Annotated in this window: 15 protein-coding genes and 1 pseudogene; 5 read left to right on the forward strand and 11 right to left on the reverse strand. The window is 51.5% G+C overall.

What is annotated here, in order from left to right:
* Positions 1 to 11: 11 nt before the first annotated feature.
* The 5 genes from GJA01_RS02670 to hydA form a co-directional block, all read right to left on the reverse strand.
* Positions 12 to 992, reverse strand: coding sequence for an ABC transporter substrate-binding protein (locus tag GJA01_RS02670; RefSeq protein WP_253783381.1), 981 nt, complete (start codon positions 990 to 992; stop codon positions 12 to 14).
* Complete coding sequence (locus tag GJA01_RS02675; protein ID WP_062504864.1) at positions 967 to 3,525, reverse strand: TonB-dependent receptor plug domain-containing protein; 2,559 nt, start codon at positions 3,523 to 3,525, stop codon at positions 967 to 969. Before GJA01_RS02675 ends, GJA01_RS02670 begins: the two co-directional genes overlap by 26 nt.
* Before the next feature lie 414 nt (positions 3,526 to 3,939).
* Positions 3,940 to 6,279, reverse strand: coding sequence for a TonB-dependent receptor (locus tag GJA01_RS02680; RefSeq protein WP_062504862.1), 2,340 nt, complete (start codon positions 6,277 to 6,279; stop codon positions 3,940 to 3,942).
* A gap of 214 nt (positions 6,280 to 6,493) precedes the next feature.
* The gene (locus GJA01_RS02685) at positions 6,494 to 7,852 is read right to left on the reverse strand and encodes an aspartate aminotransferase family protein (RefSeq protein ID WP_062504861.1); all 1,359 of its coding nucleotides are present in this window, start codon (positions 7,850 to 7,852) and stop codon (positions 6,494 to 6,496) included.
* The gene (hydA, locus tag GJA01_RS02690) at positions 7,852 to 9,270 is read right to left on the reverse strand and encodes a dihydropyrimidinase (protein WP_062504859.1); all 1,419 of its coding nucleotides are present in this window, start codon (positions 9,268 to 9,270) and stop codon (positions 7,852 to 7,854) included. Before hydA ends, GJA01_RS02685 begins: the two co-directional genes overlap by 1 nt.
* A gap of 131 nt (positions 9,271 to 9,401) precedes the next feature.
* On the opposite strand from hydA, the gene GJA01_RS02695 reads away from it, so the two are divergent.
* Positions 9,402 to 10,856 carry an NCS1 family nucleobase:cation symporter-1 gene (locus GJA01_RS02695; RefSeq protein ID WP_062504857.1) on the forward strand — a complete coding sequence of 485 codons (1,455 nt, stop codon included), beginning with the start codon at positions 9,402 to 9,404 and terminating at the stop codon, positions 10,854 to 10,856.
* Here the strand turns inward: GJA01_RS02695 and GJA01_RS02700 are convergent.
* The 4 genes from GJA01_RS02700 to GJA01_RS02715 all read right to left on the reverse strand — a co-directional run bounded on the left by GJA01_RS02700 (position 10,768) and on the right by GJA01_RS02715 (position 15,479).
* Positions 10,768 to 11,478, reverse strand: coding sequence for a TetR family transcriptional regulator C-terminal domain-containing protein (locus GJA01_RS02700; protein ID WP_253783378.1), 711 nt, complete (start codon positions 11,476 to 11,478; stop codon positions 10,768 to 10,770). The genes GJA01_RS02695 and GJA01_RS02700 overlap by 89 nt on opposite strands.
* A gap of 82 nt (positions 11,479 to 11,560) precedes the next feature.
* Positions 11,561 to 12,802, reverse strand: a complete 1,242-nt coding sequence (locus tag GJA01_RS02705; protein WP_062504855.1) for a M20 family metallo-hydrolase — start codon at positions 12,800 to 12,802, stop codon at positions 11,561 to 11,563.
* 57 nt (positions 12,803 to 12,859) lie between these two features.
* Positions 12,860 to 14,128 (reverse strand): NAD-dependent dihydropyrimidine dehydrogenase subunit PreA, encoded by a 1,269-nt coding sequence (gene preA, locus GJA01_RS02710; RefSeq protein WP_062504853.1) that lies wholly within the window; start codon positions 14,126 to 14,128, stop codon positions 12,860 to 12,862.
* Positions 14,121 to 15,479, reverse strand: coding sequence for an NAD(P)-dependent oxidoreductase (locus GJA01_RS02715; protein ID WP_062504851.1), 1,359 nt, complete (start codon positions 15,477 to 15,479; stop codon positions 14,121 to 14,123). The genes preA and GJA01_RS02715 overlap by 8 nt, the downstream gene beginning before the upstream one ends.
* Positions 15,480 to 15,666: 187 nt before the next feature.
* On the opposite strand from GJA01_RS02715, the pseudogene GJA01_RS15715 reads away from it, so the two are divergent.
* Both GJA01_RS15715 and GJA01_RS15720 read left to right on the forward strand, forming a co-directional pair.
* Positions 15,667 to 15,873, forward strand: a pseudogene (locus tag GJA01_RS15715) (Ada metal-binding domain-containing protein); the annotation flags it as partial.
* Positions 15,874 to 15,984: 111 nt separating this feature from the next.
* The gene (locus tag GJA01_RS15720; protein ID WP_284265046.1) at positions 15,985 to 16,740 is read left to right on the forward strand and encodes a bifunctional transcriptional activator/DNA repair enzyme AdaA; all 756 of its coding nucleotides are present in this window, start codon (positions 15,985 to 15,987) and stop codon (positions 16,738 to 16,740) included.
* A gap of 918 nt (positions 16,741 to 17,658) precedes the next feature.
* Here the strand turns inward: GJA01_RS15720 and GJA01_RS02730 are convergent.
* Positions 17,659 to 18,342 (reverse strand): recombinase family protein, encoded by a 684-nt coding sequence (locus GJA01_RS02730; protein WP_062504848.1) that lies wholly within the window; start codon positions 18,340 to 18,342, stop codon positions 17,659 to 17,661.
* Positions 18,343 to 18,792: 450 nt separating this feature from the next.
* On the opposite strand from GJA01_RS02730, the gene GJA01_RS02735 reads away from it, so the two are divergent.
* Positions 18,793 to 19,536: an HNH endonuclease signature motif containing protein gene (locus tag GJA01_RS02735; protein ID WP_082785299.1), complete on the forward strand. Its 744-nt coding sequence runs from the start codon at positions 18,793 to 18,795 to the stop codon at positions 19,534 to 19,536.
* 399 nt (positions 19,537 to 19,935) lie between these two features.
* Positions 19,936 to 21,339, forward strand: a complete 1,404-nt coding sequence (locus GJA01_RS02740) for a hypothetical protein (RefSeq protein WP_062504843.1) — start codon at positions 19,936 to 19,938, stop codon at positions 21,337 to 21,339.
* On the opposite strand, the gene GJA01_RS02745 is transcribed toward GJA01_RS02740, so the two are convergent.
* The gene (locus tag GJA01_RS02745) at positions 21,332 to 22,177 is read right to left on the reverse strand and encodes a TIR domain-containing protein (protein WP_062504841.1); all 846 of its coding nucleotides are present in this window, start codon (positions 22,175 to 22,177) and stop codon (positions 21,332 to 21,334) included. The genes GJA01_RS02740 and GJA01_RS02745 overlap by 8 nt on opposite strands.
* Positions 22,178 to 22,225 lie beyond the last annotated feature (48 nt).

Raw genomic sequence — 22,225 nt, forward strand, 5'->3', positions numbered from 1 at the left:
CAACCCTTTTCTCAGAACGTGAAACTGCCATCCATGACGGCCTGCGCATTCAGTCTTCCAGAGATCATTCCCGTTTCAGTCATGAAGTCAGAAACCTGCTGTTGCTTGGCAACGATATCTGGCGTCAGGGAAATAATCGTCCCCCGCATCGAGCGTACGACATCCTTCGCTACAGGAAGGGACAAGCCGACTTCTTCTGCCCACACCTTGGCATAATCGTCTGCATGGGTTTGCATCCACTGATGCCCGGCCTTGAGCTGCTGCACATAACTCACCAGCCCTTCCCGGTTCTTTTCTAACGCTTCGCGAGTGGCAACGACATAGCTCAGACCGCTCATCAGCTGACCGCCGTTTACGATCTCCCGTGCTCCATTGGAGACCTTGGCGTCCGAAATGTAGGGCCCCCATGTTGCCCATGCATCTACGGCACCCGTTTGTAAGGCCAGTTTTGCCGCTACAGGTGGAATGAAAACAAACCGAACATCGGTCGCTTGAAGCCCCGCCGCTTTCAGTGCCGCCAGAACAAGATAATGTCCCGTCTGTCCCTTCAGGGTCGCAATACGCTTTCCTTTCAGATCCGCGACAGATCGGACGGTACTGTCTGGCTGCACGACGACAGCCGTTGTCGTTCCATCCGTTTGCACACCAGCGATAGCCCTGATTTCGTCAGACCCACTCTGGGCAAAGACCAGCGGCGCATCTCCAATAACCCCGGCATCAATAGCCTTTGCCGTCAACGCCTGTATCAGCATGGGAGCCCCGGCAAACAGGCTCCACTGAAGGGGTGACGAAGCGTTATCTCCTATTCCTGCTGCCTTCAGAAGAGAGCGTGCTCCGCCCTTCTGATCTCCGATCCGCAGAGGTTCTGCGGCGTAAGCCCCTGAAATGCCATGCCAGTTGACCGCAGCAAGGGAAAGACCTGTCAGCCCGAGCATAAGGCTGCGTCGACGTGTCAGGATCATGAATTCACCAGCTCCAGGCAACTTTGCCATAGTAATATCCTCCCTCCGCCCCGTAGATGGCGGCGGAACTGTAGTTCGGGTTCACCTGAAGAAGAGACGCAGCACTCTGGGCTGTTGCACTCAGGGTCTGCGGGCGATGATTGAAAACGTTATTGCCGCCAACGGACACTTTGATGCGGTTCGGGAAGCGATAGGTCAGATCGAAATCCACCAGCCATGCCGGAGCAACGGTTTCATCATAAGCCGCCCCTCGATCACTCAGCAGCTTGGTTGCAGAGTACCGCGAAAGCCGAAGCGTGGTGGACCAGCGTTGAATATTCCATGTCGCATTCAGGCGAATGGTATTGCGCGGATAAAGCGTCGTGATGTTTCCGATCTGACTGCGGAACAGGGCCGTAATACCAGACCCTAAATTGACGTTGAGTGGATTGACCCGAATGATCTGATGCTGCTGCTGGTTCATCATCAGGCTCCATGTTACAGAGCCCGCACGGCCGAAGCGCGTCAGATAATGAGCTTGGAGATCGAGACCTGTCGCTCGCGTATGCGCGGCGTTTCGTTCGTAAGTATAGCCGTAGTAACGACCATCATTCGGCACAACACCAGCCTCATGCAGGATCTCAAGTACTCTGGCGCCCGCAACACCGGATCCCGCCACGGAAATCGGGACAATCTGATTGAAAATGTCGATACGGTAAGCGTCCAGAGAAACATCCAAGTTTTTAATGGGTGTCAGAACAAAACCTACATTGAAGTTATGTGATGTTTCCGGCTTCAGGGCTGTCGCCCCAAGAGCACGCGCACCCGGATTATCCACGGACGCATAGGTCGTATAGGACTGCACAAGCTGGTTGGTGCTCGGAAGGACGGAATAATAAAGCGCCGTGCTCTGGAAATACTGCTGCTGAAGTGTCGGAGCATGAAATCCATTACTGGCAGACCCTCTTAAAGCCAGCCATGGCGTAACCTGATACCGCAAGGAGACTTTGCCACTCAGCGTATTACCAAAATCGCTGTACTGTTCATCACGGCCAGAAAGATTGACCGTTAGATCCTTGGTCAATTTCTGGGTCAGATCCAGATAAAATGCCCCGTTCATACGGGAGTGCGTTCCTGCCTGTGATGGCGACGTAAAACCCAGACCAGACGCGCCCGGCAGAGCTGGACTGGCATTTGGAAAGACGTAGCTTGCCGGAAAAACGTAACCGCCATCGGCATATGACGCTGTTTCTCCTGCCGAAACACCATATTCATTGTAACGATATTCAACGCCACCAGCGACCTGCAATGGACTGGAAAACAGACCCGTTCGAAAACTGCGCTTGATATCGAAATCTGCGGTTAATTCCGAATTATCCAGGGATTGAAGGTGGAATTTATGCTGGCTGTCTGGACCCAGAGAGTTATTCAGCGTGTTCTGAATGCCAATGCTGCTGAGATTGCGTCCATAATTGACGCTCGCATCCCACTGCCACCCAAAGAAATCACGACCACGAACACCATTTGTGATCTGAAAATCATGGTCTTCCGTCGTATCAGTTGGCAGATATCCTTCAGGATAAACGCTCATGATATTCTGCTGGGAGTTGGATGGCCGATACCAAGCGGACGCAAAAACCGTACGGTGACTATATGTCCCATAAGAATAAAATGTCGCGGCGTCCGAAAGAGGCACCTCCATATTATAGGCAATGCTCTGTCGTTGAGACTCAGGCTGCCCCGAGATTTGACGATACCGGTTTCCGTTCTCTCGCGGGTCCTGCTGCCCATTCGCCAGAAGGGGATAGAGAAGAACGGCCTTTCCACCCTGCGTTCTGGGAACATATCCAGCGGTATTGGTCGCCTGATTTCCAACGAATTCTGCCGTGATGTTCAGAAACCCGCTACGTCCGATTTTAAAGCCCTGATTATAATTCAGGTTACCCCCACGCCCGTAGTCTCCCAAAGGACCTACGGTCCAACCATACTGATTGTACCCTAATTCAGCACTTCCTCCATGGTTGGCAGATTTGAGGATAATGTTGATCACTCCCGCGATGGCATCCGATCCATATTGAGCAGCAGCACCGTCCTTGAGAATTTCGACGTGATCCACTGCGGAAAAGGGAATCAGATCCAGATCGACAGGTGACTGCCCTTGCATCGCGCCTCCATAAAACACGGAAGACATCGTATGCCGACGCTTGCCATTCACAAGGACCAGCGTTTCATTAGCTGGGAGGCCGCGCAGGGACATGGTTTTCGTCGTAAAACCGAGCTGACCAGGATAGCCAGGTGTATTATTGATGGAAGGGTCGAGCGCCGTCAGGGCATTCCGCAGACTGGTCTGGCCGGTTTTCCTCAGATCATTTGCCGTGAAAATGGCAATAGGGGCCATGCTTCGAGAAGCTTTAACTGCCGTACGAGTTCCCGTTACGATGACATTCTCAGCCGATACAGTGCTGTCGCGATCTGTATCACCCCCTTCCCGCGCATCAGCAGGAGGCGATATCAAGGACGTGCAGCAGGCCCCCAGCATCGTGCCATATAAAAACCGCCGACGATAAGAAGCCGTCCTGAACATGAAAGATTTCTTTCCTGCACTCTGATTGAGTTACAGGAGGTAAAAAATTGTTTTCGCGAATAAAAACGAAATATCATTATCTCACGTATGACCAAAAATAATATAGAACTTCTCTGTATCGGATTGGTGCAGGAACCGGTTAAAAAACGTGGGCGTTATCGAAAGATTTGTGACAACAAAACTGAGAAAATCCTGCCAAATAGCACAACTTTCCCGCAGACCGGTTATCTAAAATTGGTAAAATCGTTGCTTGAACACTCCATTTCCAATCAGCCCGCGAGTAGGATTCAGCGCTTGATATCATCTCGATAAAACAACAGAATTATTGTCACGAGACATCCATACAAAAACACACCTGTTATTTTCCTGCACGTCCTTCTTTAGGACGAGGATTTGCAATTCATAGTTTCAATATCAAAAATCCGAAGAGATTGTACCGGTCATTGAAAATCTGGGAAGAACATAAAAGGACGCACCGTTGCCTCCGGCAAGAGTGCTACCGTTGAGCAACGTGACGTTGCGATAGTTATTGGTAATCCCGGTTGTCCCGACGCGAATGATTGACCCTGTTAGATTTGAAAAATTCAGGCGAAATGTCGGTGTCTTAAGAAAATAAAGAGGTTTAAAATGATATCCAAGCGCAAGTGTATTCGTGACGAACCCAGACATCCTCTGGTCATTTACAAGCGTTACAGATTGAGGCCCTGTGTAGTGAAGGCTGAAATTCCCAAAAAACCCGGCATTGCTATAGGTCAGACCAAAATTCGCTAGCAACCGAGGCGTCAAAATAGATTGCTTCCCTTTTGTTGGAAGATAAGTGTCTCCATAAGGAATATTAGAATCAAACGTACCGTGCAGATACTCGACAGATGCATAAGGACTGAAATGATGAACCTCGCGCCCTGCAATCATGACATCAAAACCACGAATGGTTTGGTTACCTGCATTTGAAACAGCGTACGCCGTATTAGGAAGATAGGTTGTCAACAGTCGATTAGTAATATTTGAATTAAACGCTGCAATATCAACAGTCAGGTACCGGTTATTGTAGCGGTACCCAATCTGCTCGGTAATCGAATACTGATTTTTTGGTAAAGACGTGGAAGCGGAAAGCTGGGATGGAGAGGGTTGCCGGAAATCTCCCTCCGCATTCAGGTAAATCTGACTATGCGTATCCAATTTGTACGAAACTGATAGATGCGGCAATGGTGCTGTCGAATTTGCACCAATAGTGAACTTGCTTAAGCCTGAAGCCCTGTCCCAGTAATTAGACATGACATATTTAAACCCAGCATTCACAAGCAAACGGTCCTTAAAGTATTTTGCAGTATCCTCGATAAAGAACGAGTTCAGTTCATAACCGGCATCATACCTGTAAATGGCTTCCTGCCCGTTTGCCGTATAAAGCTTATAGGCCGCATCATTGGTTTTTGCATTGCGACCACTTTCCTGCGTCGCCATGGTCGGGAAGAAATAATCAACGGCATTGTTTTCATACCAATAGCCAAAAGACAGATGATTATGGCGGTCAATGTCATATCCCAGCTTGGCCACAAGCCCGACCTGAGGCGACCAATGCTGCGCCCAGTAGGTGCTTAAGGGAGCCGAAGCATCCACTTTTTGTCTATTTCCGTAATAATATGTTGACCCTGTGAACGATGGCGTCCCTGCCGAAGAACCGTCCCATCCAAAGCCAGTGGCAAAATAAGGAGAGAGATCAAAACTCAGACGTTTATTGATAATAATATGGGCTTGCGTGGTGACGAAAAACTGGTTCCAGGAGTCAATATTTCCCTGCCAATAATTCCCGGCGGACGCGGAATTTCGATCCCAGATATCTGTGCGATTATATCCATTGCCAGTATGTTTGTAATTGTAAAACGTCTTGGCATCGGGATAGGCATCAATCGTAAACATTGAATTGTTCCACGACCCAAAAAATTTTACGGTCGATCCATTCGTAAATTCCTTAAATAATCCAACATCAACATGCGTTCTCCGGTTTGTCCCCGCACCCATCCATTGGCGCGAATGTGTGTTTGAAACCGAGATGTAAGACCTGATCCCAGAGTTTCCGATTTCTCCGGATTCCAACCGTACGAACTCACGCGACATATTATTGGTACCATAGGAAAAATCCATGCTTCCACCGGCTTTCTTGCTCGGTGTCCGTGTTCGTTCATCAAGTGTGCCAGCTGTAGCGTTGGAGGCCGGAGCATCAATGGGAGAACTCCCAGGTGTCATGGTCACGGTCTCGATATTTTCTGCATCCACATTCTGCTGAAGATACGCCGCCAAAGACGCAGGAGCACCATCCAGCAGTAACGCGGTATCAGCATCAGTGAAGCCTCTCATATACAAGGCACCACCTTTTATTCCCGATGTATCAGGCATCGCGATACTGACACTCGGTAGATTTTGAACGACGTCCAGCCCCGTGGAAGTGGGGCTTCTCATCTCGATATACTGCTTCCCGACAGACTGCACCGCATACGGAGCCGTTTCGGCGCGCATCATACCGCCGCCGGAATCGTGTGCACGCCTTGACCCCCTAACTCCAACATTTTCTTCATCAACTGACATCAGGGATGTCCGACGAGGACGAAACTTTGAAGACGAAGGCGTGACAGGCTGCCTGAGCAGCGTATGCCGAGCGTGTGAGGACTTGGCAGCCTTGGCGTTTTGGGAGGCTCCCACAAACGTCATCGAACCCAGGATCGTACCAAGCAGCAAACGAGAAACCAGTGTTTTCACTTTTTCTTCTCCGACACTCGGACAGCGAGAGCAACACCGCTCATATATATTACGATATAATAATGAAATAATTTGTATTTTTGGGTCAATGAAAATCTGAAAAAATATTGAAGGCGCTTATGGAATAAATAGAAAACAGGTTTAGCCGAGTGACGGAAGCATCACTCGTCTCTCAATCATTATTTTTAAAAATCTGACTTTTAAATCAAATATATTAGAAATCTTCTTCGCATTTCAGAAGAACCTTTCTTACCTTTTGAATCATCTCTTTGATCTGCTCTGGAGTTGAAATAAATGGCGGTCCAAAGGAAATTATATCTCCCGTCACTCTGAGCAACACCCCCTTCTGCAAACCATATTCAAAGAGCTGAACACTTCGGAGAGCAGATTTTTCAGGCGCAGGAACAAGTTCGATAGCCGCAGTAAGGCCGATATTTCTCAAGTCCTTGACTGACTTTAAATCCCGAAGCGCATGCACTTCTTCTTCCAAAACTGACTCAAGGGCCTTTACCCGCCCATTTATTCCTTCCTCTTCCATAATATCGAGGACGGTATGAGCAACAGCGGCAGCCAGAGGATGTCCAGAATAGGTGTAGCCATGTGCGAACTCTATCGCACTTTCGGGCCCGTTCATGAATGTCTTGTAGATTTCAGACGTAACGATAACACCACCCATCGGAACAATTCCGTTGGTCACGGCCTTTGCAAACGTAATCATGTCAGGCGTGACACCGAATCTCTGGGATGCGAAATTCTCTCCCATTCGGCCAAATCCGGTAATTACTTCGTCAAAAATAAGAAGAATACCGTGCTTTGTGCAGATTTCCCTGAGCTTTTGGAGATACCCGACAGGAGGAACCAACACACCTGTGGACCCCTGCACAGGTTCGACGATCACAGCCGCAATAGTGGAAGCATCATGAAGCGCCACCAGCCTTTCAAGATCATCTGCCAAACAGGCACCCCACTCCGGCTGTCCTTTTGAAAAGGCAACATGGGCGTGGTCATAAGGATGGCGAAGGTGATCGACACCCGGCATCATAACTGTCGCAAACATTTTCCGGTTGGAGACAATGCCACCAACGGACATCCCGCCAAACCCGACGCCGTGATACCCACGTTCCCGTCCGATCAGACGAAAACGACCGCCATCTCCCCGTAACTTATGGAAACCTATGGCAATTTTCAAAGCCGTATCAACGGCTTCCGATCCTGAATTTGCAAAGAAAACATGCTCCAGTCCTTCTGGAGCCATCTTGGCAATTCGCGCCGCCAGCGTCACCGCCGGAGCATGTGTCATTTGGAATCCGGGTGCAAAATCGAGCGTTTCGGCTTGCTGACGCAGAGCTTCGACAATGCGTGGATGCCCATGTCCGAGCGGCGTACACCACAGCCCGGACAGAGTATCAAACACGGTGCGTCCGTCGGCCATCGTATAATAAGGGCCCTTGGCTGACGCCACGACACGATGATCGCCCCGACCGTTCACCAACCTGTTGGCACTGAAGGGCAACCAGTTACGCCCTTCGCTCATCGCCACAGCACACAGGCTTTCATTTTTCAACTCGTTCATCACGCTGTCTCCGCGCCATTCGAGGGTCTCGTACCGCCAATCCTAAAAGGTTTGCGTTCCACATACCGGCCCTGCCCGCGCTCGGCTCTCAACGTCCCATCGTCCCAGACTACACGCCCCTGACTGATGGTTTTTTTCGCCACTCCCGTCACCGTGATGCCTTCGTAAATGTTGTAATCAACATTCTGGTGATGTGTGGCCGACGAAATGGTTCGGGTCGCCAGCGGGTCCCACAGAACGATATCTGCATCCGCACCCGCAGCAATCAGCCCCTTCCGCGTATGCAGGTTGAAAATACGCGCTGTATTGGCGGACGTTACTGCAACGAACTGTTCTGGGGTCAGCTTTCCGCTTGTAACCCCATGATGCCACAGGATGCTCATTCGGTCTTCAATACCAGGCACACCATTGGGAATACGCGTGAAATTCGTCAGCCCCATTTCTTTCTGGGAACGGCAGAAACAGCAGTGATCCGTTGCCGTAGTCTGTAACTGCCCTGAAGAGAGCCCTCCCCATAGCGCCTGCTGGTGGGATTTTTCTCGAAATGGCGGGCTCATGACGTACCGGGACGCCTGCAACCAGTCTGAAGACTGATAAACGCTTTCATCAAAAACCAGATGCTGAGGGAGAACTTCTCCGTAAACTTCCAACCCGCGCAGACGGGCCGCAGCTATGGCTTCCGTCGCTTCCCGTGTAGAAACATGCACAATGTAAAGTGGGGTTTTGCTAACAGAAGCCAGCGTAATAGCCCGTTGAGCCGCCTCTCCTTCAACACTGGCCGGACGGGACAATGGATGAGCGTCTGGGCCGGTTTTCCCCGCTTTCAGGAACGTTTCCTGAAGGAAAGAAACAGCGTCCCCATTTTCAGCGTGTACGGTACATAAAGCACCCAGTTCTCCCGCACGACGCATGGAATTGAGAAACGTCTCATCATCCACCATCAGGGCATTTTTATAGGCCATGAAGTGCTTGAAGGAATTGACGCCACACTCCCGCACAAGCGTGCCCATGTCTTTATGAACCTGGTCATCCCAATGCGTTACCGCGACATGAAAGCCATAATCGGCAGCCGCTTTCTCAGCCTTGTCCCGCCATGCTTTCCAGGCATCATGGAGGGACTGCTTGTGATCGGGAATGACGAAGTCGATAATGCTGGTATTACCGCCCGCCAAACCGGCGGCTGTGCCAGTATAAAAATCATCACTGGCCGTCGTGCCCATGAAAGGCATTTCCATATGGGTATGAGGATCTATACCGCCCGGCATGACAAGCAGTCCGTCGGCTTCGATAATCGTGCTGCCAGTCGGCGCGTCCATATCCGGCTGAACGTCTGCAATCAGCCCGTCATCGTCACATAAGACGTCTGCGCGAAACTGCCTTTCCGACGTAACAACTGTTCCACCCTTGATCAGGAGCATGTCATCCCTTCCATTCAGGAAAAGCGATTGGCACAATGTCGTTGTCTTACCGAAACTGTATGGCTAATCTGACCATTCGGTCAACATAACGATTGCACTGCCGGATTTTTTCGAGAACAGGGATCATCAGCATGACACAACTACCGGACGTGCACCCTTCAGGTCGTTTGACCAATGCTGATCTGGCACCCGTCCAACAAAGAACCTGGGCCTGGAAAGACTTCCTCTTTTTATGGATGTCTGACGTTCACAGTGTTGCCGGGTACATGACGGTTGGCACGTTCTTCGCCATGGGACTCCCCGTGGGGAGCGTGCTGTTCGGCCTCCTGATCGCAATCCTTACCGTACAGATTCTCTGCAACCTGATTGCCGTCCCGAGCCTGCGTTCCGGTGCCCCTTTCCCCGTGATCATCCGGAGTGTTTTTGGGGTTTATGGCGCTGTTATCCCAGCTCTTGTCCGTGGAATTATTGCAATCGGCTGGTACGGAATTCAGACGTGGCTGGCATCCAATGCCGTTGTGTTGTTCCTTCTGCGCGTCCTACCCTCTCTCACGACATACAGCGATGCGCATCATTATGGCTTTCTGGGCCTCTCTTTATTGGGCTGGATGGCGTTTCTCCTCATCTGGTCCCTACAACTTGCCGTCTTCTGGCGCGGCATGGAGTCCATCCGTCACTTCATCGACTGGGCCGGCCCGGCGATTTACATCATGATGATTCTTCTGGACGGCGTTCTGCTCTGGAAAACCCACGGACAAATCAGCTTTTCTGTTCTCCCGCGTTCAGATCTTACAATAGGTCAACACCTGACCGGCCTTCTGAACGTCATTTCCCTGACGATTGCTTTCTTCTCTCCCATCGTTCTGAACTTTGGTGATTTTTCTCGATATGGCGTCAGTATCGACGCTGTGAAGCGCGGAAATTTCTGGGGGCTCCCCATCAACTTCATGGCGTTCTCCGCCCTTGCCCTGACGACCGTGACCCTGACCCAGCCTGTCTTTGGAAAAATCCTGATTGATCCGGTTGAAACTGTCACCAGACTCGACAGTCAAACCATTATGGTGGTGGGCATCCTGACCTTTGTGGTCGCGACAATTGGCATCAATATTTCTGCCAATTTCGTCTCTGCCGCTTTCGACTTCTCTAATATCGCGCCTGCTAAAATTTCATGGCGAAGCGGCGGAATCATTGCGTCCATAGGGGCGATTATTCTTACGCCTTGGAATCTTTATGCCCGGCCGGACCTGATCCATTTCACTCTTGATGTTCTTGGGCTGTTTATTGCACCGGTCACAGGGATTTTGCTCGCAGATTATTACCTTGTTCAACGCCAGACGCTGGACATCGACGCCCTCTACAGTACCGATCCTGCAGCCCGATACTGGTATAAAGGAGGTCTCAATCCCGTGGCAGTCTGGGCACTGATTCTGGCTGTTCTTGTGGGATTAGCGAATGTCTTCATCCCTGCGTTGACAGCATTCCAGAACTTTGCCTGGTTTACAGGCTTTTTCTCTGGACTGGCTTTCCATCTTCTCCTGACACGCCTGACGTTAGTGGGCGGAAAAGCGAGCCAACAAGCGTCATGATCGTCGCCACACCGGTATCATAATCGGCGTCCGTCAGAGGAGCACGGTCCAGAATGGCTTCATACTGGACCTGCATATCCGCATAGGATTGTGTGCCTGACCAGAGCAGCAACAGAAAATGCGTGGGGTCGATCGGGGCCATGATGCCCCGCGCCTGCCAATCAAGGAAAATTACCACATGCCGTGCCACATGTGCTCGCAGTTCTCCTCTCAGGAAATCCTGGACCATTAGCCCTCCCGACAGGAGTTCCTGAGCAAACAGTCGGGATCCCTCTGGCCGCGTGCGGGAAAAAGCTATTTTGGCTTCAACATAACCCTTCAAGCCTTCAATCGGATCCCTGTCCGGAGAAAGCCAGGTATCCGCATCCGTCAGCCAGACATCCAGAAGCCGGGCCAGCGTGGCGTTATAGAGATCTTCCTTGGAGCCAAAATAATAGAGGATATTCGCTTTGGGGATGTCGCAGACCTTGGCGATATCTTCTAGCCGCGTCCCCTTAAGGCCTCGCGTTCCAAACGTCCATTCCGCAGCATTAAGGATCTGCGGAACAGTGGCGCGTCGTGGGACGCCAGCTCTTACTCTTTTTCTGGGGCTCGGAGCGGCTCCCAGATCGTCATTTGGCACGTCTTGCTCCCGGCCTGATCTGCGGGAGCAGATTTTTGACAGCTCTCAGGGCGAGCGACAAGCCCCTGCTTTTGGAGCAAGTCTAAAGAACGCTATCGGCGCGCAGAACGGCTCCAAGAAGAACATTGGCACCCGCTTCCGCTTCGCTTTCCGTAATACTCTCTTCCTCGTTGTGGCTCAGACCATCCCGGCACGGAACGAAAATCATGGCTGTTGGCGCAACTCTGGCCATATAGGCGGCATCATGACCCGGTCCTGAGACAATCGGGAGAGGATCATATCCCATCTGCCGTGCGGACTCTGTAACCATTTCAACGCAGCGCGTATCAAAATGGACTGCCGGAGCATCCCAGATAGACACAATCTCCAACGTTACGCCCTCTGTCTCCGCAATCTGCTTAAACCGGGCAATGAAGTCTTTCTCCATGGCCGCAACCACCGCGTCCTCGGGATGACGAAGATCTACGGTAAAGAATGTTTCACCCGGCACGACGTTATTACTGTTGGGCCTGTTCTCAATCAAACCAACCGTTCCAACGGCAGCAGGGGCATTCGCCTGGGCCACTTCCGAAAGAGCAACGACCATTTTCGAGGCCGCCAGCAAAGCATCATGACGCATCGGCATTGGGGTCGATCCCGCATGCGCGTCCTTGCCTTTGACCGTCACCTCATACCAACGCATACCCTGAACACCCGAAACAGCGCCAATAACCCGGTTCTCCACTTCGAGAATGGGGCCCTGCTCAATATGAAGTTCAAAATAAGCCGCTATTGGATGATCCCCGCACGGCTCTTCTCCCCGATAGCCAATTGCCACCAGTTCGTCCCCAAACCGGGCGCCAGCACGATCCCGCTTATCCAGCACCTCCTGCTCGGTAAAAACACCTGCAAAAACGCCAGAACACATCATGGGCGGGGTGAAACGGGAGCCTTCTTCATTCGTCCAGTTAATCAGCTCGATTGGATGCCGCGTCCCATGTCCTGCTTCATGCAGCGCTCGCAACACTGCAAGACCACCGAGAACACCCAGAATACCGTCAAATTTTCCACCCGTCGGCTGAGTATCCAGATGGCTTCCCATAGTGATGGGCGGGAGGCTGGCATCCTGTCCCGGACGTCGTGCAAACATGTTGCCCATGGTATCGACGGTGATAACGCAGCCCAGCTTTTCACAGGTCGCAGCAAACCATTCCCGAACCTGTCTGTCTTCCTGCGTCAATGTCAGACGACGAATGCCACCTTTGGGCGTTCCACCAAAACGGGCAGTCTCCATCAGATCTGCCCAAAGAGCATCTCCATCAACGCGGATATTGCTGTGAATCATGCTGATCATCCTCTATCGGTCTTTGACAACAAACCCATTCTGGCGGGGCTCTGCTTTTCAGGCTGTAATCCGGTGCGGGTTTGAGGGATGCTCAGGCCATGTCAGTTCCCCATCAAAAGGCTGCGGAACCATTGTGATGCAGTCATCCACCGGACAGACATGAGCGCAGAGATTGCACCCGACGCACTCCTCCTCAATCACTTCATAATGACGACGATCCGGCCCATTGCGTTTTGAAATGGCCTGATGGGACGTATCTTCACAAGCGATGTGACAGAGCCCACACCCGACACAGGCCTCCTGATCAATATCGGCGATGGTCCGGAATTTCATATTGAGCTGGTTCCAGGGGACAAACTGCGAAACCGCCCGCCCTGTCACATCCTCCAGCCGCTCATAACCCTTCCCGTCCATCCAGTTGGACAGACCGTCAATCATGTCTTCAACGATGCGGAAGCCATAATGCATGGCAGCCGTACAGACCTGAAGAGATCCCGCACCCATAGCTAAAAATTCTGCAGAATCCCGCCAGTTGCTGATACCACCAATCCCGGAAATCGGAATACCGGCCATGGTCGGGTCGCGGGCGATCTCTCCAATCATGCGCAAAGCAATCGGCTTGACGGCAGGGCCACAATACCCCCCATGCGTCCCTTTGCCGCCCACCACAGGCATCGGCGCCATGGCGTCCAGATCAACCCCGATGACAGACTGGATCGTGTTGATCAGCGACACGGCATCAGCGCCACCGGCGCGTGCAGCCCTTGCCGGCATCAGAATGTTGGTCACGTTCGGTGTCAGCTTAACAATCACTGGCATGCGGGTGTTCTGCTTGCACCACCGCGTCACCATTTCCACGTATTCCGGAACCTGTCCGACCGCCGCGCCCATATTGCGCTCGGACATGCCATGCGGGCACCCAAAATTCAGTTCGATCCCATCAGCACCCGTTTCCTCCACGATGGGAAGAATGGCTTTCCATTTGTCTTCCTCACAAGGAACCATAAGGCTCACAATCACAGCGCGGTCTGGAAACTCCCGTTTCACGCGCTTGATTTCCGCAATATTGGTCGCAAGAGGACGATCCGAAATCAGCTCGATATTGTTGAGACCGATCAGCCTGCGCCCTTCAAATCCCAAGGCCCCATAGCGGGAACTCAGATTGACGACTGGCGGATCTTCACCAAGCGTTTTCCAGACAACACCGCCCCAGCCAGCCTGAAAAGCACGGCGGACGTTATATTCCTTATCCGTCGGAGGGGCAGAAGCCAGCCAGAACGGATTGGGAGATTTGATACCGGCAAAAACAGTGCGTAAATCAGCCATTAACCGCGTCCTTTTCAGCACTGGAGACCATGAGTTCAGCATGGATGGCTTCGGCAGCGTCCCGACCATCTCGCACAGCCGCTACCGTCAGATCTTCACCAGCCGTACAATCTCCCCCGGCATACACTCCTGGCATTGATGTCCGCCCATTCCCATCCACAACAATGCGACCATTTTCCACCAGGATCTGATCATTCTGGATCGGATCAGACACGAAAACCTGCCCAATCGCTTTCAGCACCATGTCAGCTTCAAGCGTAAAACTGTCCTGAGGGTCGTAGCCTTTTCCAGAAGCTCCACGCGCGAAACAAATACCCTGCACAACTCCCTGATCAGTCAGAAGGTGGTGGGGAGAAGCCCAGAAGCGGAGCGTAACGCCATTGGTCTGCGCCCATTCCCGCTCAACAGGCGTGGCGGACATGTGTTCTGCACCCCGACGATAAACCAGCGTGACCTCTTCAGCTCCCAGACACTTGGCCTGCACGGCTGCATCAACAGCCGTATTTCCACCTCCGATCACAACGACACGTCGGCCAACAGGAACGTCTGACAGGGTGCTGGATCTGAGCGTTTCGATAAATGCTACCGCATCCAGAACCCCTTCAACGCCCTCATTTTCAAACCCTAACGCCCGTACACCTGACAGGCCGATCCCAAGAAAAACTGCATGATAGCTCTCGCGCAAACCAGCCAGCGTCAGGGTTTGGCCCAGCACAGCGCCTCCCTGAAAGCGGATTCCCCCGATCGACATGAGAAAATCAATTTCTTTCTGAGCAAAATTATCAGCCAGTTTGTAGGCCGCCACGCCATATTGGTTGAGACCGCCCGGAGCCTCATGCCGATCAAAAATCGTCACATCATGGCCACGCATAGCCAGCCGATGAGCACATGCCAAACCTGCCGGCCCAGCGCCCACGACGGCGACACGACGACCCGTACTCTCCTCGCGTTGAAACGGATGCGCACTCTGGTTCATCTGCCAGTCTGTAGCAAACCGCTGCAAAGCACCGATCCGAACAGCGTGATTGGCTTCAATCGCAGTGTGGACACATTTCTGCTCACACAGGATTTCCGTCGGACAAACCCGTGCGCACGACCCGCCAAGAATGTTCGACTGAAGAATAGTCCGCGAGGCACCTGCCAGATTGTCTGACGCAATTGCTTTGATAAAACGCGGAATATCAATTCCCGTCGGACAAGCTTCAACGCAGGGCGCATCATAACAATAGAAGCAACGATCTGCTTCCAGCGCAGCCTGCTCATGGCTTAGGCCCGGATGAGCATCAGCAAAATTGAGATCCAGAACGGTCTCTGGCAACCGTCCGCAGGCAATATCGAATCGCGTACCCATCTCATGCCCCTGATTGGTTCGTAATCAGAACGGTATGATTTCAGAACTGTTGATTGCAAGAATTTTCTGACCAAACGTTCAATTTATACGCTCTTGCGACATTCTCTTTTCTCAAAGGGCCAGTCCAAAAAAAATCCACGCCCGAAAACCAGCGACATCCACCGTTGTGCAGTTCTAGAATTTCAAAATGCTCTTCGATCTTCCAGACCCTGAAACCCTTTATGCAGCACTCTTGTCCCGTAACGAGACGTTCGATGGACAAGCCTTTGTATGCGTCTCTTCAACAGGCATCTTCTGCCGCCTGACCTGTCCGGCACGAAAGCCCAAACGAGAACACTGCACATTTTTCCAGACTATCGGCGAATGTCTCAATGCAGGTTTCCGGCCCTGCAAACGCTGCCACCCCGTACAGGCCTCAGCACTTGCCGACCCTTCAATTTCTGTGCTCCTACACAGTCTTGAAGCGCACCCGGATAGACGCTGGTCAGAGGGACACATTGTCAAAATGGGCTACGATCCTTCGACAATACGACGCAGCTTCAAACGACAGTTTGGAACGACCTTTCTGGAAATGGCCCGGCAACGACGTATTCGCGAAGGATTTGAGACACTAGCAGGTGGAGGCAAGGTCATTACAGCGCAACACGAGGCCAGCTTCGACTCTGCAAGCGCGTTTCGTACCGCTTTCGCCAGACTGCTCGGCTGCTTGCCTTCCGAACTACGTCCTAACAAGCTTCTTCAGGCAACCTGGATACCAACGCCTCTGGGTGACATGATTGCCGTAAGCAGCCGAAGTCACCTGCATCTTCTGGAGTTTCTGGATCGGAAAGCTCTTCCAGCTGAACTCAAGCGACTTCATACAACGTCAAACGGAGAAATAGGAATCGGGCGCCTCCCGCCCTCGGAGCAGGCAAAAAGTGAGCTGGAAGGATATTTTTCGGCCCGGTCCGACAGCTTCCAGACTCCTCTTGCTTTGAACGCCACTCCTTTTACGCGCCTAGTCTGGAATGCCCTCCAGACTATTCCTGCAGGAGAAACACGCAGTTACTCAGATATTGCACGGCAAATCGGCCACCCTTCTGCCGTAAGGGCGGTTGCACGCGCTAATGGCGCTAATCAGATTGCACTGATGATTCCCTGCCATCGCGTCATCGGCGCGAATGGTTCCCTAACAGGATATGGAGGAGGCCTCTGGCGAAAACAGCGGCTCATCGAAATCGAAAGACAACTCAAAATACCGAAGGTCAATCAGAATACGTGACGCTGATCTATGCTCATGACGACCCACTAAACCATGCTTCGGGTACAAGTAGACAATAAACGTCCATCTTATTTCATCAAATGAGCGATATGCCACCTTCTCTCAACGAAGGCAGGACCGAGCCATAGCATCTATGGCGACACTGGCTTTGGCTAAAGTGTTTATTTTCTTAAGAAAAAGGAGACCTGGTGGAGAGAGTTGGACTTTCCACAAATCGGACATTTTTCGCAGAAAACTGCCAAAAAACCAGTGACGCTCGCAAGTTAACTCAACGTCACTGACGTTCGATCCTGCTTTGGTCAGGACATAACGGAGCCTTAGAGTTTCCTCAAGGAAATCCTTATGAGGCCCGATTTTCTTTAGTGACGCTCATGCTCCCACTGACAAATAAGTCAAACATGAACTGCCTGTAATTTTTGTTAGCCTCTCAGGCACCCACTGGGATCGATAACGCCAGCGCCCAGTTCTAGACCGCGCTTTCCATCTTCGGTCTTCGTTTACACTTCTATCGAATAAAGCTGCTTAGCGAGTATCATAATGAATAAGGAACGCGCCAAGCAGCCAGCACTGATAATGCAAACCTTAAAATCGGCTCACCATGGAAAAATTACACTGCCCTCCAATAATCTGGCCGACGCTTATCATCCAAGTGACGAGAACGCGCTACATGAGGCACGTAACCTTGCCTTTTTGCCCAATCAATTCCCTCTTTCTGAGTATGAGTTTTGTGCAGAACACTGTCCGCCTGATCCTCAACAACCCAATGCGTAATCGGGTCACCGTCTCGCCCCTTAGGACGAGCTTCTACATAAACTGACTTTGACAATTCAATTCTCCTTCCACTGAAGGATATTTGCAGGAACAGAGTAAATTTCAATACGACATTTATCGAAAAGATTTATTGACTCAGATTGCACACTAGATTCTTGAATAGATACTACCATCCAAAATTCGAGATACAGTAGCAGCGGTCCACGTCCCGCCTTTGGAAGTCTTAATGCCCTGCTCTGTCATGCGCTCTGCAATCTGGCGAAGGCTCATGCCCTCCTCCCGTAGCCCGGCGACCATTGGACCAATGCTTGCACGGAACGCTTCAGCCGCTTTCTGACGCGCTTCTATGGACAGCCGATAATCCACCTTACCAGCGCCGGGCCGATAACCACCCAACTTCTGGCCCCGAGCCTTCGCTTCAGCGAGAGCGGCCTTGGTCCGTGCAGAGATAGCTTCTCGCTCCTGTTGGGCGACGAGAGCCATAATCCCGACTGTCAGGCGATTAGCGTTGGGCATGTCGGCTGCAATGAAGTCTATCCCCGCCTTCTCCAGTCCGAGGAGGAAATGGGCATCACGACTAAGACGGTCGAGCTTCGCAATCAGCAGGACAGCCCCCGTGAGACGGCAACGCGTCATGGCCTCGACAAGCTGGGGGCGTTCGTTGTTCTTGCCGCTCTCAATCTCAGTGAAAGATGCAAGCTCACGTCCGCCTGTTTGGGCCACATGGATAGCAACGGCTCTCTGCTGGGCCTCGATACCAAGCCCTGAAGCGCCTTGGCGAGCTGTGGAAACGCGAAAGTAGCTGATGAAGAGTGGGGCCGTGGTAGTCATGTCGTCCTGTGTTCGCTGAATGTGAACCCTCGTTGACATTAGTGATACAGGCCCAGCGAAGGCATGACTCTTGCAGTTTCGGAATCCCGACGATTCCTAAAACGCATGGCTTCGACCAAGACCCACACACCTGATTTTCCCCTGCACAAATGAGGCAGACGGCAGGACACCTCTAGCTTTGGTAGGACGCGGGACTCCAAACGGGCCACCGCGAGGGCATGACACCATTCTCAAGCCGGTTCCAATTCAGGGCCTAAACCCTGTGTTGTTTTGTTGTTCGATCCAGACGAGCGGCGTGGACATTTTGAGGCTCTAAAGCCAACATCTTTCGATTAAGAACCATGTAATAGAGCCGCTCCCTCAAATTGAGGGACCAGGTATTCATCGCGCATAGCATAATAAAATTGATTTGTAACGACTTGTATTCTTGTTTTTCATTCGTAATTCCAGATGAATACTCAATTTTACAGAAAGGCACGCCATTTGACCGACCTAGTCACCCTGAGCCCAGCGGATACAGAACGCTTCCACTCCAAAGTGGATACCAGCGGAGGTCCAAACGCCTGCTGGCCGTGGACCGGCACCGTTACAAAAACCGACAATGACGGGAATGCATTTTATGGCAGCTTCAAAACCAACGGACGGGATGTGAAAGCCCATAGGCTTGCCTACATGTTGGCAAAGGGCGCTATTCCTAGTGGTATGGTAATTCGACACCTGTGCATCCATCAGCCGATGTGCTGCAACCCAGCCCATCTTGAGATAGGAACTCCCCAGGAGAATCAGGCTGACAAAGCCATTACAGATATTGTGCGACGCGGCCCGTTCTGGACTGCGGTAGCCCTGTGGTCCATTCGCCGCAATGCTGCACAGGACAAAGCGTTTCAGATTCCGACACAGCAATTGGCTGAAGAGCTTGGAATCACGCCCCAGATGGTCAACAGAATTGCACGCAAAAAGCGCTGGCTGCCAGCTTGGGAGTTGTTCGGCGATCTGGACATCAACACACGACCCGAGCCGCCGGATGTTCGAGCCATTCTTGAATCCAGAGGTTTGTGTGTGCAGGACGGTTGGCAAAACCCCACCGACCCAGACCCAGAAGACCCCACCATTTCATCTGTCTCACCTGAAATATGGGCAGACGTTTTGGCGCAACTGCAAGCAGAGGAGGCAGCAATTGACGAAGCCGCCTAATAAGGAGAAGGACACGGATGCCAAGCCTTCTTACTCGCGTCGTGTCTATGATAATCCTTTAGAATGGATAGCCTGCGAGATTATTCCAAATGTGCGAGATGTGCCCAGAGCAATCAATAAGAAGCCATCCAAAAAGAAGAAAGAAACGCCTTCTTCATAAACAGGACGTCTCATAGTTCCCTTCTGGGATAATACCGTTCTCTATGTCCTGATGTCTGGTCTCTTCTAATGATGGAGGTGGTACTGTATTCTATGACTGCCATCTCCTCTCTACCTTCATCATCATCATTAACACCATCTCATATTCATGATGCCCTATTAAAGAAGACTGGCTTGCCATCAACGAACAGGACCTCTACATGGAATCCCTATAGGGTATAAGGTGAAAGGTTTCGGACATTGGGCGATGGCCTGACAAATACACACGCAAGAGAACAGCGCCCGTTCTCTCCTCCATCCCACCAGCATGACCCTGCCGATCTGGAAGCCGCACACTGGCTCTCGCTAGGTCGTGTCCCGGACACTGAAGCTGCCCATGCGCTCGTGGCCCGCATTGCGGAAGACATTCGTCCCCACCTCGGCAGCCGCACCAAAGCCGCTCTAGGAAACCGTGACAAGGGCAAGGAAAGGCGTGTCCGTGAGACAGGGATTATCCTCGCCGGGCTTCTCAGAAGAGGTCTGAAAGGCCACTGGTCCGCTGTCAATGAAAGCCCAAGCACATGGTTCTGGAAGGCATCCCGTAAGCTGCCCGTGAAGCACACAGCCTTTAAGAGCAAGGTCGATGCAATGCAAACGCTGGGCTTGCTAGACCATGTTCCCGGCAAGAGCTTCAAAGGTGCCTTTGGGGACTATCAGGGCCATGCTGCCCGTCTGCGTCCGTCCAAGAAACTACTTGAACTCGCGGAGCAGTACGGATGCCTTTCACAAACCGCTGCACAGGATTGGAAGTTGATAAACCCTGCCCCTGTCGAACGCATGGCAACTCATGAACTGCTGTCCTTCACAACTATTCCACGCAAAAGAAACGGGCGGATAGACCCTGCCAGCAGAAGCAAAATGGACATCCCGGCTGGCTGTGAAGACCTTCTGGCGTTCATGAAGGCTCTGACAAGTTCCTTGGCTACTGTCGTGTTCACAGGATGTGCGGAACCTGTCTTTCAGGCCCGCTTCAGTGGAGCGAGAGAGTTTGGTGGTCGCATCTATGCCCAAGGCCCGGACAACTATCAGAACGGCATCAGCAAAGACGAACGCCAGCACATTACCATCAACGGAGAGCCCGTAGCAGAACTGGACCTGTCCGCATCGTTCCTGTCCATCGCTTTGGCTCTTCTGAACCAACCTGCTCCTGAGGGCGATCCTTATGCGCTTCCTGGGCTGGACGAGGCGCACCGCGCTGCCATCAAACAGTGGTTTGTCGTTTTCTGGCAGACTGGAAAAGCGCCCAACAAATGGTCCGACAAGACACCTCAGGCCATCCGTGACAGCATCCCGCCCACGGACATTACAGGCCCGGCGTTCGAGCGCTATCCGGCCCTGAAGGACATCAAATCCATCGTTCCGGAAGCCCTGCTAAAGAGCGTCGAGAAACCCATGAGAAGCTGGGCGGTCGGGCAATATCTGACAGGCGTGGAAGCGGGCATCATGCGGGAGGCTATGAGTTCCATCATGGAAACAGGCGGCATTGTCCTGCCCGTACATGACAGCCTCATCGTGCCGCGCTCACTAATGGAAATTGCCGGAAAAATAATCCAAAGTGCCTACAAAAAACGCCTTCACAAAAAGATCGGAATAAAAATTAGATGAATATTTTATTCATATCAATTGAGTATCCAGCCGATTTTAATTCTCTTGCAACACCTAACTTCCAGCCTTCGCCGTCGTTCATGCCAATATAAACCAAGCCACTTATATCATTAGGAATTTCAATATCACCCTTCACAACTGCGCAAACTCTTCCTCTGCCAAGCTTTGCAGTAAGATACCCATGCTCGAATACTACATTTTGTCGCGCTCTATGCTTTAAGATTTCACTTTCAATCAATCCTCCCCTGTCACAGGCGGTATACAGAACAATTGCAAAGCCACAGGCCGAATGTTCCTCAAATTTTTCAATTATAGTTTTCCCCAGATTCTCCTGCTCATGTAGTATGACAGGTACAAGTCCCAATTTTGAAATAAATCGAGCCATTGACTCTCGCGCCTCACCGTCTCGTCCATGCACGATGAAAACACTTTTGTTATCCTTATGAGAAACAACATCACTAGGATTTATTCCTTGAGAAATACTTTTTTCGATTCTCCCTAGAACTTCCGCAGATATGTCCTCCATATCGTCTCGACTCAATACGACTGATTCGTCAGTTATAAGAACATTGATCCCACGGCTTTTTGCGACCTCTCGACGAAAACCTACCAGCTCTTTAGCAGAATTTTCAGACCTCTTTATTGACATTCTCTCAACTGTACTCGGGTCAATAAATTTTCCATCAATATGAAACCTTTCCTTACGGAAGAAGGGAACAATTATCTGCCTTTCTATTTCATCAAGATTTGTTCTGTCCCAAAGAATGTATCTTTTGACCGGATTTCTTCCTACTTCAGAAGATGTCCTTCTAGCTTCAACTATTACGTAATAATACATTTCCCACTCTGCCCTCAGAGTCCAAAAAATTTACCTTCCCACACCGTT

The organism is Gluconobacter japonicus, assembly GCF_002723975.1.
GTDB classification, from domain to species: Bacteria; Pseudomonadota; Alphaproteobacteria; order Acetobacterales; family Acetobacteraceae; genus Gluconobacter; species Gluconobacter japonicus.